Below are 15,490 nucleotides of genomic sequence, written 5' to 3'. Positions count from 1 at the left end.
AGGTGTTCGTCGATGAACAGCGCGGAAGCGGCGCGTGCACGGGTTCTGGCGGAGCTGATCGCTGCGAGTCATCTGATGACCTTGGAGCAGCTGCCTGGCACGGTGGCATCACACGCCGCCCCGGTGGGCTGGCCTCAAGTGCTGATCTATCTGGCCGATCTGCAACAGGATCGGCTGTACCTGCTGGCAGGCAACGTTGATGCCGGCCCCGATGACGCCGATGTGCCGGCTGAGTTGTCCGTGGAAGGGGCCGTGGCGGGGCGGGCCTTCCAACTGGGGAAGGCTTTTCCGGCCTCGGCTTCTGCGAAGGGCCACTGGTGGGTCCCGCTGCTGGACGGTACCGAGCGTCTGGGTGTGCTCCGGGTCGGCGTGCCAGGCGCACAGGTCGAGGCGGATGAGGATCTGAACAAGCTCGCCGGATTGGTTGCCCTCCTTGTGGTGAGCAAGCGTGACACGAGCGACTCGTACGCCCGGTTGGTCCGCCGCCGGAGGATGGAAGTAGCGGCAGAGATGGAATGGCAGCTGATGCCGCCGCGGACGTTCGCCACCGACCGTGTCTTGATCAGCGCAATTATGGAACCGGCCTATCAAGTCAGCGGGGATGCCTTCGACTACGCCCTGACCGGGGAGACCGTGCATCTGTCCGTCTTCGACGCCATGGGACACGACATCGCCGCCGGAGTGACCGCGAACCTCGCGTTGGCGGCCGCTCGCAATCATCGCCGCCAGGGCGCTGACCTTCTGCAGACAGCGGAAGGCGTCAGTGAGATCCTGACCGAGCAATTCGGGGGCAGCCGCTACGCCACGGGCATCTTGGCCGACCTTCACCTGGCCACCGGCGTGCTGACCTGGACGAACTACGGTCACCACCCCCCGGTCGTCATCCGCGGCAACCGTACCGTCGTGCACCTGTCCTGCCCGCCCGCTCCCCCCATGGGAACCGGGCTGGACCGGCCCGGCACCCTACGCCGCGACCAGCTGGAACCCAGAGACCGCCTGCTGCTCTACACCGACGGCATCATCGAAGAGCGCAACCGAGAAGGACAGGAATTCGGCCTCAACGGCCTGACCGACTTCCTCGTCCGTCACCACGCCGACGACCTACCCGTCCCAGAGACCCTGCGCCGGCTTATCGGACACCACCTGGAACACCACAGCGGCCGCCTCAACGACGACGCCACGGTGATGCTCGTGGAGTGGCACGGCCCAACTCCCTACCGGCCCAGCCAGCTGCAGGCACTCGCGGGCCTGCCCCCCTCCACCGCTCCGGAGACGATCGCCTCCGCATGGGCCCAGCACCCCGCTGACGACGAAGGAGCCTGACTGACGGCGCCAGTACCCCTCTCCGAGCCCAGCCACCCGCCTCTCTGCCGAGACGAGGTGGACAGTGGTCGGAGGGAGGGAACCGCACTCGACCAACGCGACCGCCGATGGAAGAAGTTGGTGTGAAAGCCGATGAACAGGACCAGAAGTGGATCTTGCCCACGCCGACTCTCGCGGAACACCGTCTCGGCGTGCGTTGTTGCTGACCGGATGGTCAGCCTGCGAACAGCGCTTCAAGGAGGTCACCGACGGCCGGATCGGATCGCCTCGTACACCCACAACTCCCCGCCCGCCACTCGGGACAGCGCGGGAACGCACAGGGCCACCGGACGAGGAGACATGGGTGATGCGGCTGCGGGCACTGCTGACGGTCAACAGGCCAGGCCCAACCGATCGCTCCCAAGGCTGCGCGACAGCCCGACGCCGGCTCAGGCTGGGGCACCGCGCCCGCTGCCAGCGGCCGTGCCATGCCGGGAGGGACATTGCTTCGATGGGGTTCGATGCCGGCAGCGATCGGTGCAGGGTGAGTGGTCATGAGTCGTAAGAAGTCGCTTTACCTACGGCGGGGCGCCAGCCTTGCAGCAACCTCACTGGCCAGCCTCAGCCCGCTACCGGCCCCATTTGCACCGGTGGAGTGATTCACCGGCCACGGAAACCCTCACAGCCGGTGAGTCAGCTGTCGGCGGCGATGATCGGGGGAGCGAATTTCTGGGGCGATGGTCGATGCCTCACGAAGGTGAACGATTGCGGCCGGCCAGGCACAGGGGGTGGCTCCAGCTGTGGAGGATCGTGAGCGGCGGCCTGGCAAGAAGATGGTGGACCGTTCGGAGGGGTTCGGAGAGCGGCTTCTGGGGCTGTTGCTGGACCGGAACGCCCGCGCCATGAATACACACCATGGCCGGTGCTCGCCCAGCACTACGCCAAGCCACCATCGGCCGGCCCCCCTAGCGCCACAGCGAATCTCTGCATAATCCGTCCCTACCGAAATCCACGCCCATCCGCCGCCTCAGGGCCATCTTCTGGGGGCGCAGCGGGAGATCGGCCTGCATGCGGGTGAGCAACTGCCATCGGACGACCACCGGCGAGTACACGTCCCGGAGGAACGCGACGCACGCCCGCCGCACCGGGGCGGAAGTGGCCTTACCGCCCCATCGCCTCTCCCCCGCTGCGCGGGCGAGCTGTCGCAAGCGGTTGAGTGGCTGGGGCGCTGTTGTTCAGTCGGTGGACAGTGCTTCCTGCAGGTCGCCGACCTGCGGATCGGGCAGGGCGCGGGCCACGTCGGCCTGGGCGACCATGCCGACCAGGCGGTGGCCGTCGATGACCGGCAGGCGGCGGACCTTGTGGGCTGCCATGGTGCGCATGATCTCGGTGGCGTCGCCGTCGGCGCCGATCGTTACGGCTTCGCCCTGGGCGAGCTCGCCCGTGTGGGTCGACGCGGGATCCTTGCCCGCTCCCAAGACTTTGATCACAATGTCACGATCGGTGGGGGCGCCCTTGAGCTTGTCCTCGGTGCCGCAGATCGGCAGGGCGCCGACGCCCATCTCGGTCATCTTCCGGGCCGCGAGGAGGACCGGTTCCTCCGCGCCGATACATTCGGCGCCCTCGGTCATGATTTCCCGTGCGGTAGTCATCTTCCGTTCGTATGTCTCCGCCCCTGGTCCAGCCAAGTAAGCCGAACGCGCAAGGGGCTGGTGAGGTGGTCAGCTCTTACCACGCCCGGTCAGCAAATCCCGAGCCCGGTCGACCAGTCCGGTGCCGGGACCGAGCAGCTTGTTGCCGGGCGGGGTGTCCGGAGCGGAGGGGTGCGGCCGAGTGGGAGCCATCTTCTTGGCCATACGGACCTTGTCGCCCAGTGCGTCCAGGGCCTCGGGCGTGCACGCCGCGGCGAGGAGGGGGAACAGCCTTTCCTCTTCATCGCGAATGTGCTCGCTCACCTCGCGTTTCAGCGTCGCTACCAGGTGGTCGAATTGCGGGGCATCCGCCTCGAGGCCCTCCAGGTCCTTGAGATGCTGTTCCACCGCTGCGTGATCGGAGAGTTCCTTGTCCGCGATCCCGTCCCCGCCCTCGACGTGCTTGCGCACCGCCGGGTACAGGTACATCTCCTCAGCCACGGAGTGGCGTACCAGCTCCATGGTCACTTCATCGGCCAACTTCCGTCGCTGCTCGTCGCCGACCGGTTGGGCCTCGATCCTCTCGAACAAATCGTCGACCTCGCGGTGATCGATGGTGAGTTCCGCGATCACATTTCCGCCGTGTCCCATAAGGAAGAATCCCTCCACTTGTATGGCGTGAGCCGACCAGCTCACCGTTCCACACGCGTACCCGCGAACCCCTTCAACACGCGCAGCAGGGGGCACGCCGGGGCGCCTGGCCTAACCCTGCGTCAGACCGGTAGCAGCAGATCTGAGCCCTGACGCACAAAGACAGCCATTCCACCGCCGGAGCGGCAGGACTCCACCGACACCGCAGTCGACGACGTTGCTGGCCTGCGGCGCCTCGTCCGCCGCGGCGATCTCCTGGCCCTCGGCCTTCGCCCGCACCAGCTCCCGCAACTTCTCCCGGTAGGTGTCGTGATATCGGGCCCGATCCCACGGCGCGCCCAGCAGCACGAAGGTGATCACACCTGTCCAGATCGCACGTGCCATGACCGCCCACTCCTGTCCTGGCCGTCACCGCCAGCGCACCAGGCGCAGATGCTCCTGCTGACCACGCTGGCACTATGCATGCACAGCGCGAGTCGGAAACGCGGAGCAGGAGCAAGCAGCCGGGTGCAGACCGGCGATCAACCATCGCCGGACCGGGCGCCGGGCCCTATCTGGCGGGGCCGGTCAGACGTTCCACCTACTGCGCAGCCCCCTGTGCCACTCGTTCGGCCCGGCTCACTGCCTCAGCCGCTGCCTGGCACCGTTCCTCGACTTCCTTCCGTTCGTGCTCGGCCCGCTCAAGCTCCTCGCGTACCTGTCGCAGCTGCTCCTCGGCCGCGGACACCTGCTGACGGGCCTGGCCGTGCCGCTCACATGCCCGTTGCAACGATGCGTCAGCGTCCGCTTGTTCGGCGCGCTGCTCGCAAAGCCGCTGATCGGCCGGCGAGACCGCCTGGCGGGCCTGCGCGAGCTGTTCCTGCCGCTGGCGGCGCCGCTCAGCAAGTTCGTCCTTCGCCCCCGTCCGCGAAGACCGCCGCGTAGTCGGCGCTCGTACCGGTTTGCGCGATGCGTCGACTGGCGCGGTGCTGCCGGACGGAAAGTCCGCCGGCGGAGTGAGGCAGCTCTCCAGTCGGCCGGCGGCCCACCGGTCTGCCGCGTCCTGATCGGCGAGCACAGCGCGCAGGGTGGATGCAACGTCCTGCTGCGCTGCATCCGACAGGCGATGCCCCGCTTCACGGGACAGTACCGCAGACTGCCTGGACAGGGCCGAGACGATACTGCTGCGCTGGTTGGACAGCTCTTTGATCCCGTCGGCATCCAGGGTCCGGTATGCCTCGCGCAGCGCCCGCCCGAGCTCCAGGAACCGCTGGTTCTCTGCCGGTTGCGAGCGCAGCAGCAAATTCGCCGCCCAGGCTCCTTGCACGTGCGCGCCCCCTTCCAGAGGCGTGCTCCCCGCATCCGTGCCACGGGCACCGAATGACAAACACAGCTGTCTGTGCGGCAGTCGTAGAAACGGCCAGCCAGTCCCTACCTGTGCCTGCCGCGTCACACAGCATGGCGCCGCGGCCCATCCGGTGGCGGCCCAGCACTGCGAGCAGGGCCGCCATTCCCGCGGTCAGCGACCATGACGTCCAGCCGGCTGTGAAGAGAGCCGCCAGAGCCAACGGATGGAACTTCACCGAGGCCGGCCACGCAATACCTGTCACGAGTGCACGAGCTGGGAAAGTCCAACAATTGGTGTGCGGCTTGAAGAAGAATCATGCTCCAGCAGGTCCGCGAGATTATGACGGAGGATCGTGTCGTCGCTGATGCCCATAGGGGGACGTTGCCCAGCTGATGCGGACGCTGTTTGCGAACGTGGCACAGGCATGACTGTTGCGGGGCAAGTTGAACGGCGCACCCTCTCCCAGCCCGCACGTCACACTCTCGAGACGCTCAATGAGCACGGGCCGGCGGCCGCTGCTCGGTGTGGCCGGAGCGGGAACGGTCTCTACACCGCTGAGCAGGCAGCGCTGGCGGCCACAGCACTCGTCTCCCAGATCCACACCGCGGTAGCCGAACTGGTCGGACTCGCGGAATACCTCCTGGTACTCCAGGACGCCGATCGGCCATAAGCACGAGGAGCTCGGCTCCCCACACAGTCGCGATCCTGGGACGTTGGCGAAACGCCTGTCCATCGATGTGCCGGGGCAGGGGCCGCGTGGTTGACAAGGCGGCCCTCAGCTTGACTCTGTCGGGGATCTTGGAGTTGCCCGGTGCGCCGGCGTGATCGGTGGGCATGCTCGGGGTGTTCCGAGAGCCCATGCAGTTGTCGAGGTGTCCGTTGTCGCTCCGTCCTCGTTCCGGTGAACAAGTCCCGCCTCTGACCGCGCAGATCGCGCGGGCGAGCAACCCGGGTGGTACGGCGGCGATGTGGGTGAGAGACCGCCTGGACGGGCTGTGGCGTGACGAGGACTTCGCTGACTGGTATCCGCGTGACGGGCGTCCGGGTCTCTCGCCCGCCCAACTGGCCACCGTCTGTGTGCTGCAGTTCGTGCTCGGTCTGTCGGACCGGCAGGCCGCCGAGGCGGTGCGCTGCCGCATCGACTTCAAGTACGCCATGGCCATGGAGCTGGACGATCCCGGCTTTCACCACAGTGTGCTGGCCGACTTCCGCGACCGTCTCACCGAGGGCGACCGCGCCGACCGCCTCCTCGACCTCGCGCTGGCCCGCCTCAAGGAGTACGGCCTGGTGCGCGAGCGCACTACACAGCGCACCGACTCCACCCACGTCCTGGCCGCGGTCCGCGACCTGACCCGGCTGGAGATGGTCACCGAGGCGGTCCGCGCCACGTTGGAGGAAGTCGCAGGCACCACCCCGCACCTGCTGGACGAACTGGTCGACGAGGACTGGGGGCGCCGTTACGGTCGTCCGGTCCGCCTGGGCAAGAACCCCACCAAGCCCAAGACCAGGATTCTCGCCACCGGCAACGACGCTGTCCGGCTCCTGGAACACCTCTACCGGCACGGCGCAGGCCGCGCGTCAGGCCCTCGTGTCCAGGCCCTGCGCCAGATCATGGTGCAGAACTATCACCGCGACGCCGCAGGACACCTGCGCTGGCGCACCGCCGAGACCGAAGACGGACCCGGGCTGCCGCCCTCGTCCAGGGCGATCGTCTCCCCCTACGACACCTCGGCCCGCTATGCCCGTCACGGGCACATCATCAGCTGGAAGGGGTTCTCCGCCCATCTAACGGAGACCTGTGCTCCTGACGGCCCCAACGTGATCACGGACGTGGCCACCACCGCGTCCACCACCCATGACAGCCAGGTCCTGCCCGGCATCCACACCCGCCTGCACCACCGCGGCCTGCTGCCCGACGAACACCTGGTCGACAGCGGCTACACCTCCCTGCCCCATCTGGAACAAGCCGCACGTGACCACCAGGTCACCGTCTCTGGGCCGCTCCGGGGCAACCCCACCCGGCAACACCGTCGAGGCGAGGGCTTCGCCCGGGACGACTTCCACATCGACTACGACCTCCGGCAGGTCACCTGCCCTCAGGGCCAGGTCAGCCAGGGCTGGCACGGCCCCTACCCGACCTCCTCGCCCACTGCGGCCCCGCTGATCGTGGCACGGTTCACCAAGGGCCAGTGCCGGCCCTGCCCGGCCCGCGTCCAGTGCACCGCCTCCCGCGAGAGCACCCGCACCGTCGGCTTTCCCCCACAAGAACTCCGCGACCTGCAACTCCGTGTCCGTGCCGAGCAACAGACTCCCGAGTGGAAGAGCCGCTACGCGGTCCGCTCCGGAGTGGAGGGAACGGTCAACGAGTTCGCCCACGGCCACGGCATGCGCCGCTGCCGCTACCGAGGACAGGGCAAGGTTCACCTCCAGCACGTCCTGACCGCCATCGCCATCAACATCGAGCGCCTCAGCGGTCTCCCACCGACCGAGGAAGCACTCCCTCCCCGCCGACCGACCGCCTTCCAGAACTACCTCGATCAACACGAGATCCCCAGGCCAAAAACCTGGCGCACCCTGGGCACCTGACCTCAACAACTCCAAGATCCCCGACAGAGTCAAGCTAAGGGCTGTCCCGTAATCCCTGGTGGATCAGCGTGCGGCGTCAGATGTGGTGCATCGCAAGGCGGAGGGGCGTCCTCATACTGGACGTATTCGGGCGTTCCGACAACGCGGCGAGGTGCCACAGCTGTCGTCGTGCGCCCGCCAGGGATTACGGGACAGCCCTTAGACCACCCCTGACACACCGTCACTCAGAGGCACTCAAACCCTGGCCCCGACCAGCAGGAATACCAAAGTCCTGCTGGAGTACTGAGCAGAGGTCCTCGGATTCCAACACTGTCAGAGCCCGAGCCGGGCCACCGGCGTGGAGGGGTGGCACCGGCCGGCTACGGGGGAGTCAGGGCCGCTCAGGGGAAGAATCGGTCCGCAACGTCTCCTTTCGGCCGCTGAGGGAACACGTGGTCCATGACCACGCGATCTGAACTACCCGGCATGGCCGAGTCGTACTGGATGGCCACAGCGCCGGGCATCCAGTGGCCAGCTCTGGACACCGACACAACGGCAGACGTCGCCGTGATCGGGGCAGGCATGGCCGGCCTGAGTACCGCTTGGGAACTGACCCGGGCCGGACGGAACGTGGTCGTGCTGGAGGCGGACCGCGTTGCCGCCGGGGTGACCGGGTATACGACGGCGAAGCTCACCGCGGCTCACTCTCTCGTGTATGAGCGGCTGCGCCGCACGCGCGGGCGCGAGGGCGCACGCCAGTACGCTTGTTCCCAACAGACAGCAGTGGAACGGGTCGCATCGGTGGCGGCGGAACTGGGTATCGTCTGCGACTTCGAGCGGTCATCGGCTCTGACCTTCACCACTGACCCGCAAGGGCGTGCCTTGTTCGAGGCCGAGGCCGAAGCGGCGGCGGAAGCGGGACTGGACGCCGACCTCGTGACGGAAACGGACCTGCCGTTCCCCGTGATCGCAGCTGTGCGCATCACGCACCAGGCGCAGTTCCACCCACGCAAGTATCTTCTGGCCCTCGCGGGCGACATCACCGCACGAGGCGGTTCCATCCATGAACGAACGCGGGTGACCGGCCTTACCGAGGGAAGTCCGTGCCAGCTGACCACCGAGCGAGGCATGACGATCACGGCGAAGGACATCGTCGTCGCCACGCACTATCCGGTCTTCGATCGCGCGCTTCACTTCGCGCGCTTGTCACCGCGCCGTGAAGTGGTCGTTGCCGCGCCCCTGCCCACCTCCGAGGCACCGGCTCACATGTACATCACGGACGACATGGGTAAGCGATCCGTACGTACCGCTCCGCTCGACGAGGGCCGGCGGCTGCTCATCGTCACGGGCGAGAATTTCACCCCCGGCACGGGCGACAGCCGCGAGCGGTTCCTGCAACTGGACGCGTGGATGCACAACCATTTCCCGGTCGACGACACGGCATACCGGTGGGCGGCCCAGGACAACGACGTGAGCGACGGCGTGCCGCTGGTCGGCCCTTTCCATCCGGGCGCACGCCATGTGTACGTGGCGACCGGATTCGGCGGCTGGGGCATGAGCGGGGGCGCCATGGCCGGACAGTTGCTGGCGTCTACGCTCACTGGCACGGAACCCGAGTGGGCGGGGCTGTACGACCCGCGTCGGCTGTGGAGCACCATGCGGGAAGGGGTGGCCCTGCTCAAACAGCAGGCAGAGGTCGCCCGGCACTTCGTAGGCGACCGGCTGAGGACCACGCACGTCGATTCCGTCTCCGAGATCGCCCCCAGCTCGGGCTCGGTCGTTCGCGTCGACGGACAGCGCTGCGCCGTCTACCGGGATGAGGAAGGAACCGTCCACGCCGTGTCGGCGCGCTGCACGCATCTCGGTTGCCTGGTCGCCTTCAACGAGGCGGAAACCGCGTGGGAGTGCCCTTGCCACGGTTCGCGGTTCGGCATCGACGGCGAGGTACTTCACGGCCCGGCCGTGCGCCCACTGGCGCCACGCACCGTTTGAGCCAGGGCTATCGGCTCAGCGCGGAACCGGGCGGCCGCCCGAAGAGCCGGCACACGCCTTCGCCGAACCCCCTTCGAGTCGCCGACCGGGCCGGGCAGGCAGGGGCCTTCCAGAACTCATGGCCCAAAACCCCGCATGGACACCCGCGCGGTCCGCAGGCCCTCCTCGGCTATTGGATCGGCTCAACAGGGCGCCCCAGGGCCCGATATGACGCGTGCGTGTCCGACCTCGGCCCGCGCAGCGTTGGGCGCCGGGGATTTCGTGCGGCGGCGGTGGCTGGTGTCGCACCACGGGTGTATGCGGCTGCGGCGGCAGGTGCAGACGGCGGCGACGAACCGGTCGGAGGTGGCGATCGTGCCGTCCTCCTGGAGGATCTCCACGGGTCCATCGATCAAAATCGGGCCGTCGCGCTCAAGGGTCACGCGCCTGGCGTGGTCAGCTTCGTTCGGCACGGATGATCACCAGTTCCTCTGCGTCTTCGTCGGCGCCGATCAGGCCCTGGGCACGCAGCCATGGCTGCCGCTTGATGATCACGGGCCCGAAAGGTACGTAGGCCCGGTCCGTCACCGAGCAGTGCAGGCCGGTCTCGGTCAGCCGTCTCAGCGATTCCTCGACGCCGCAGACTCCGGAGTGCACCATGAGCAGCACGCCGTGCGGTCGGAGCAACTCTCGGGTGTGGGCGCAGATCCGGTCCAGGGCCTGCCGTCCGCACCGACCCGCGTCCCAGGCGACCGCGGTCCTGTGGCTGCGCGTGCGGCGTACGTGGGGCGCGGGCATGTACGGCGGGTTGCTCACCACCACGTCGAAGCGCTGCCCGGCGACCGGCCCGGCGAGGTCGCCGCGCAGCACCCGGACGCGGTGCCCGGCACGCGCGGCATTCATCCGAGCCGTCATCACCGCCCGTCGGGAGATGTCGGTCGCCGACACGCGGGCCCCCATCCGCGCGGCCAGCAGAGCGAGCGCGCCGCTTCCTGTGCAGAGGTCGAGGACGTCCATGCCCACCGTGATCCCTTCGGCGTGGAGCGCCTGTGCAAGCAGGTGGGTATCGGCCTGGGGAGCGTAGACGCCGGGAAGGGTCCACAGGTTCCTGAGGTCGGCGGCCCGTGCGGCAGCAGTCGTCATCTGAAGCCTCCAGGAGGGTACGAGCAGGCCTCTTGTACGTCTCGCCAGCCGCATACCCCATCTCATTCAGATTCGGCGTGCCCGCGGACCGCCGCCACTCGAACGGCGGTCTCCGCCCTCCTGACCTGACTGCTGTCGCATGTGAGGCGCTGGGGGCCATCGCCCATCAGCACCCAGCTGCCCCGGACCGCCGCCCCGCAACGAACGCTTCGCAGACGGCGTGACGAGGGAGCGGTAGGGACGCCTGACCGACGGGCGTCCCATCAATCGGCGTCCACGTCGTGCACAGACACGCGGATGGTGTCGATGTCACTGTCGGCGGCATCGGGAATCAGCATTCCCGCACGTGTCCCGGTCCGCAGGTAATCCACCACGGCTTGGTCGAGCAGTTCACCCGGGAGGGCCGCTGGGATTCCCGGGGGGTAGGGCGTGAGCATCTCGGCGCAGATCCTGCCGACCGCTCGCTCTGCGGGCACCTGCTCGACCTCGCCGAAGAAGGCGTCACGTGGAAGCGTTACCTGCCGGAGCCGCAGGTCGCCCGGGGGCGGGACACAGACATCCGGGACAGGCGGCAGCTCGTGGGCGTGGGCGACAAGGTCGCGCAGGCCGTCAACGAGGTGAGCCGTCGTCACCTCGTCGTCGGCGTGGGTGAGCTGAGCGTTGATGCGCCTGTGGTCGGAGGTGTGCAGGTTGATGCCGTGGTGTCGACGCATCCAATCGGCGGCGTCGTAACCGCTGAACTTGACCCCGCTCAGGTCGATGAAGATCTGGAGGGGGTCCATGTCGAAGGCGCCTGCCTCGCCGCAGAAGTCGTCGCGGTCGTTGACATGCAGGCCGCCGGTGTCCTCGATGGCTGCTCGTACACGCCCGGCCCTGGAAAGTGCCTCGTCCATGAGCTCACGATCGTGCTCCACCATCTGGCGGCGCCATCCGTCGAGGGCTGCGTAGATGAGCACCGAGGGGCTGGTGGTGCCCAGCAGGTCGGCGCGGGAGGCGAGGGTCTGCGCGGTGACCAGATCGCCTTGCAGGTGGAAGACCGAGCCCTGTTCGAGCCCGGAACCCATTTTGTGGACCGACGTTATGCACACGTCGGCGCCGGCATCCATGGCCCAGGCGGGCAGCTCGGGATGGAAGGGCAGGTGGGCACCCCACGCTTCGTCCACGATCAGCGGCACGCCCCGCTCGTGGCACAGCGTCGCGATGGCTCCGATGTCAGCGCCGGTGCCATAGGGCGTGGGGCTGGTGACCAGCGCCCCCCGTGCATCCGGATGGTCCTCGAACGCCGACCGGAAAGCCTCGGGGGCCGGTGGGTGGGAAAGGTGGAGATCGGGGTCCCACTGGGGGTCGATCCACACGGGGCGGATACCCGCAAGGATCAAGCCAGAGACGACTGATTTATGCGCGTCTCGTCCGACCAGCAGCTTCTCGTGGGGCCCGGCGACGGAGAGCATGGCAGCCTTCACCGACAGCGAACTGCCGCAGGTGGAGAAGAACGTGTGCTCGGCGCCCACAGCATCGGCCATCAGCCTTTCTGCCCGCTCCAGGATTTCCTGGGACATGATCCGGTCGTCCAGACCAGACAGCGCCAGCACATCCGCACTGAACAGAGCGTCCCCCAGAACGGCCCGGACCCTCGGGTCGGCTCCCCGGCCCTGCTTGTGACCAGGGGGAGTGAAAGACAGTTGCTCCTGCGCCCTGGTAAGCCGTCAAAGCGTCGAGTATTGGAGCTGTCGAATGGTCCATGGTGTGCGGCTTTCCGGTGCAGGAGGACGAAAACACTTCGAGTGAGCTGCCCGGGGAAGCGGACTGAGGCTCGACGAGCGGTCGGGGCGCCCCGGAGCGAGTCCCCGAAACTCCTGCCGCCTCGCCCGGCATGTGCCCAGGACCGCGCGCATTCTCGTCCCATGTCTGATCGCACCCATAGAGCAGGGATGAAGCGATCCCAGGCGCGGGACCCGAGAAGTCCTGTCACGGCCTGCAGCACGCCGGACGCGGCCTCACCGACCACCATCCCTGCGGAATCCGCGGGCAAGCCGGCTGCCTCCAGAGCATCGGCCCCGCCGCCCCAACTCCGAGCGCCCGTCGCCGACCTTGACGTCGCGGGCGCCGTAGGCATCCGCGATCGGATCCGGCACCCGGCCATCGCATCGAACTCGGTGGACCGGGCGACGGCGAAGGTGCGTTGTTGCACGGACCGGTTCGCCATCCTGGCCCAGCGTGCCGCCGGCCGGAGCAATGACCAGCGCGACCATGCCGACATCAAGGACGGCGACGCGGCGCCTACCCGCGGCCGAGTGCTTCTACAGGGTCGTACGCCGTGGTCGCGGAGTCAGGGATTTTGCGGGTCGACTCCGGTGTATGCTTCCGCGTCCTTACCTCCGCTGGGTCGGCCCGCAGGGCCCTTCCGCCCCATGTCCCGCGTACCCTTCTCGTCGGTTTCGGCGGCTCGCTCCTCGCCCCGACGTGTCTCACTCTTGATCTCGCTCGCCGGCGATACCTTCTCCCGCCCGCCGGTCTCCTTGCTGCGGTCCTTCTTCGGCGCGTAACGCTCGGGATGGAATGACCGCTGCGCACTCTCATTTTCCTGCTGCTCGGTCTGGTCGACATCGGTTGACCAACCGTGCTGCTCGGTTCCCTCGTGCCTGCTGGGGCCCTCGCCCATCTTCGGTTGTGAAGATTTCCGGTGTGAAGATTTCCGGTGTTCAGTCATTTCTGCTCCGTATGTTGCGCAGCGTCTACCAGCCCCGGTAACCATGCCGCGACCGGAAGGAGCGGCGGGGTCGGAAACTCTCGTATCTCCAGGCTGAGCGCCAACGGGCTCATCCGCATCTTCCACCCGGATACGGACCCCGCCCGAACCGTCAGGACAGGGCGAGCACGTTCATCCCAGGTAGATCCGGAGAAGACCACGGCAGGGCGTGTATCGATCTCGGACACAGGAACACAGGCTCGTCAGCGGGGCGCCGTCGGCAGCAGTGCGGACAACGCGGCCTGCGAGCGGTCAGATCTCGTCGAGCTTTGGATCACGACTGGAACGGAGCCACGCAGCCACTCTCACCGCTCGCTCGCGCGGCAAGGGAACAGAAGGGCCGCAGACGTGGCGAAACGCCGCCCTTTGCGAAACGCCCTTCTCCGCGCGCGGTGTTGCTGCCCTGGGACGGTCAGCCGGAAGACAGTACGTCGAGGAGGTCACCGACGGCCGGACCGGGCAGCGCCCGGGCCACATCGGCCTGGGCGACCATGCCGACCAGTGTGTGACCATCCGTGACCGGCAGTCGACGCACCTTGTGTTCGCTCATCGTGCGGAGAACCTCCGACGCGTCGTCGTCCGCGCCGATCGTGACAGCTTCACCCTGCGCCAGCTCGCCCGCCTTGATCCCGGCCGGGTCCTTGTCCGCCGCAAGCACCTTGACCACAATGTCGCGGTCGGTGAGTACGCCCTCGAGCCGTTCGTCCTCTCCGCAGATAGGCAGAGCACCCACGCCCAGCTCGGCCATCTTGTGGGCGGCGAGGAGAGCGGATTCGTTCTCGCCGATGCACTCGGCGTGGGGGGTCATGTTGTCTCGCGCGGTGGTCATCACACACTTCCTTTCCGATGAATTTCGGGTTCGGACTGCGTGATCTTTCCGCGGCCCGTAGATCGCAAGGCGGGCATCACAGGTGCTTTCCCCGCTGATCCATGGGAGCCACTGTCAGGTGCTGAGCAGGCGGTTGAAGAACGAGCGGTAGCGCTGAAGTGCTATGCGCAGATCCTCGGTGAGGACCTCCTCGCCCCGGCCCCACTGGCTTTCGAGCCCATCCTTGCGGGATGCGAACGACCCGGCCAGCGTCTGCATCACGTCGGCGACCAAGGCGTCGGCCGCACGGACGGCATCCTTCGGATCGTCGACGAAGGCGGTCTGGACAGCCGTCCATTTGGACTTGAAGGCCTCGGCCTCCTCGGGCCCGAGAAGCGGCTCGTTCTCCTGGGTGTCCTCCGGCGCCGATGCATGCGGTGCGCCTGCCGCCCGCTCCGGGGACGCCCCGTCCGCAGTGGCATCCGCGGCGTACGGGGGAGAGTCATCCGCTGATGCCGACGGCGTGCCCGGGTCTGCGTCCTGGTCCTGCCGAGGCCGGGCGAGGTCCTCGGTGCTCAGGCCCGTGTCGCCCGCTTCACTGTGTTCGCGCTGCATGCTTGTCCACCTCGTCCGAATCGGTTCAGGGCGAGCCCTCGATCCGTGGCCCGCCGGCCTACGCGGGGTCCTGGTCAGGCGCGTTGCTGTCCCGGCCTGTCGCCGTTGGTGAGCAGGTCGTCGAAGAGCGCGCGGTAGTGCACCATCGCTCCCCGCAGTTCCTCGGTGGTCGTCTGCTGATCGCCACTGCGTGCTTTGACTTCGTGTGCGGCGCGGTAGTGCTCCAGCGTGCGCCCGTGTTCGACCGACAGGTCCTTGAGCTGCTGCTCGTACCCCTCGGTCGGGTAGCCACGTTCCTTCATGAGCCGGGTCACCAACTGGTCCGCCTCACCGACCGCCTCCTGCGGCCGGTCCACGAAGTGCTCCTGCACACCGTTCCAGTCCCGCGCGTACTGCTGACGGGCAGACGAGGCCAGAGGCTTCACATCGAGGTCGTCATGCCGTTCCTCGCGGGCGCGCAGATCTCGCTCCGCCGCCATGCGGCTGTCACCGGCTTCAACTGTGCGCTCATACTCCGGCCCAAAACGATTTCGCAGGTGGCGGCGACGAATTGCCATCCACAAGCCGATCGCGAGGGCGATAAGGACGACCACGGCAATGATCGCAATGACGATTCCTGACGACATCGAGCGCCTCCCTGATGTCGCTGTTCAGATCCCACCAGCGCGGCAGCCCGGGAGGCGATTCCCGCGCCCCGCGCGCCATCCCAAACCGGGCCGCCGCATATA

At 67.6% G+C, this 15,490-nt stretch carries 13 protein-coding genes and 1 pseudogene; 3 read left to right on the top strand and 11 right to left on the bottom strand.

Annotated elements, in window-relative coordinates:
• The first annotated feature begins 12 nt into the window (after window positions 1-12).
• On the top strand, window positions 13-1,323 hold the full coding sequence (locus LRD69_RS28670) for a PP2C family protein-serine/threonine phosphatase (RefSeq protein ID WP_277329425.1): 1,311 nt from the start codon (window positions 13-15) through the stop codon (window positions 1,321-1,323).
• 1,214 nt (window positions 1,324-2,537) lie between these two features.
• On the opposite strand, the gene LRD69_RS28665 is transcribed toward LRD69_RS28670, so the two are convergent.
• The 4 genes from LRD69_RS28665 to LRD69_RS28650 all read right to left on the bottom strand — a co-directional run bounded on the left by LRD69_RS28665 (window position 2,538) and on the right by LRD69_RS28650 (window position 4,866).
• Complete coding sequence (locus tag LRD69_RS28665; protein ID WP_277329424.1) at window positions 2,538-2,954, bottom strand: CBS domain-containing protein; 417 nt, start codon at window positions 2,952-2,954, stop codon at window positions 2,538-2,540.
• 69 nt (window positions 2,955-3,023) lie between these two features.
• Entirely contained in the window at window positions 3,024-3,584 is a 561-nt protein-coding gene (locus LRD69_RS28660; RefSeq protein ID WP_277329423.1) for a hemerythrin domain-containing protein, read from the bottom strand.
• Window positions 3,585-3,695: 111 nt separating this feature from the next.
• Window positions 3,696-3,968 carry a hypothetical protein gene (locus tag LRD69_RS28655; protein ID WP_277329422.1) on the bottom strand — a complete coding sequence of 91 codons (273 nt, stop codon included), beginning with the start codon at window positions 3,966-3,968 and terminating at the stop codon, window positions 3,696-3,698.
• Window positions 3,969-4,164: 196 nt separating this feature from the next.
• Window positions 4,165-4,866 carry a hypothetical protein gene (locus LRD69_RS28650; protein ID WP_277329421.1) on the bottom strand — a complete coding sequence of 234 codons (702 nt, stop codon included), beginning with the start codon at window positions 4,864-4,866 and terminating at the stop codon, window positions 4,165-4,167.
• 1,011 nt (window positions 4,867-5,877) lie between these two features.
• Between LRD69_RS28650 and LRD69_RS28645 the strand changes: the two genes are divergently transcribed.
• On the top strand, window positions 5,878-7,497 hold the full coding sequence (locus LRD69_RS28645) for an IS1182 family transposase (RefSeq protein ID WP_277329908.1): 1,620 nt from the start codon (window positions 5,878-5,880) through the stop codon (window positions 7,495-7,497).
• A gap of 438 nt (window positions 7,498-7,935) precedes the next feature.
• Window positions 7,936-9,468 carry an FAD-dependent oxidoreductase gene (locus tag LRD69_RS28640; protein WP_277329420.1) on the top strand — a complete coding sequence of 511 codons (1,533 nt, stop codon included), beginning with the start codon at window positions 7,936-7,938 and terminating at the stop codon, window positions 9,466-9,468.
• Window positions 9,469-9,650: 182 nt separating this feature from the next.
• Here LRD69_RS28640 and LRD69_RS28635 read toward each other — a convergent pair whose 3' ends face one another.
• The 7 genes and pseudogenes from LRD69_RS28635 to LRD69_RS28605 form a co-directional block, all read right to left on the bottom strand.
• Window positions 9,651-9,848 (bottom strand): CDGSH iron-sulfur domain-containing protein, encoded by a 198-nt coding sequence (locus tag LRD69_RS28635; RefSeq protein ID WP_277329907.1) that lies wholly within the window; start codon window positions 9,846-9,848, stop codon window positions 9,651-9,653.
• Between the two features lie 55 nt (window positions 9,849-9,903).
• Complete coding sequence (locus LRD69_RS28630; protein WP_277329419.1) at window positions 9,904-10,590, bottom strand: HemK2/MTQ2 family protein methyltransferase; 687 nt, start codon at window positions 10,588-10,590, stop codon at window positions 9,904-9,906.
• A 263-nt stretch (window positions 10,591-10,853) separates the two neighbouring features.
• Window positions 10,854-12,333, bottom strand: a pseudogene (locus LRD69_RS28625) (aminoacid decarboxylase).
• 586 nt (window positions 12,334-12,919) lie between these two features.
• Entirely contained in the window at window positions 12,920-13,300 is a 381-nt protein-coding gene (locus tag LRD69_RS28620) for a hypothetical protein (protein WP_277329418.1), read from the bottom strand.
• A 451-nt stretch (window positions 13,301-13,751) separates the two neighbouring features.
• Window positions 13,752-14,168 carry a CBS domain-containing protein gene (locus LRD69_RS28615; RefSeq protein WP_277329417.1) on the bottom strand — a complete coding sequence of 139 codons (417 nt, stop codon included), beginning with the start codon at window positions 14,166-14,168 and terminating at the stop codon, window positions 13,752-13,754.
• A 114-nt stretch (window positions 14,169-14,282) separates the two neighbouring features.
• Window positions 14,283-14,762 carry a hypothetical protein gene (locus LRD69_RS28610; RefSeq protein ID WP_277329416.1) on the bottom strand — a complete coding sequence of 160 codons (480 nt, stop codon included), beginning with the start codon at window positions 14,760-14,762 and terminating at the stop codon, window positions 14,283-14,285.
• A gap of 74 nt (window positions 14,763-14,836) precedes the next feature.
• Window positions 14,837-15,388, bottom strand: a complete 552-nt coding sequence (locus LRD69_RS28605; protein ID WP_277329415.1) for a hypothetical protein — start codon at window positions 15,386-15,388, stop codon at window positions 14,837-14,839.
• Between the last annotated feature and the right edge of the window lie 102 nt (window positions 15,389-15,490).

Origin of the sequence: Streptomyces sp. JH14 (assembly GCF_029428675.1) — a bacterium.
Taxonomy (GTDB): domain Bacteria; phylum Actinomycetota; class Actinomycetes; order Streptomycetales; family Streptomycetaceae; genus Streptomyces.
This window is presented reverse-complemented; position numbering and strand designations above follow the sequence as displayed.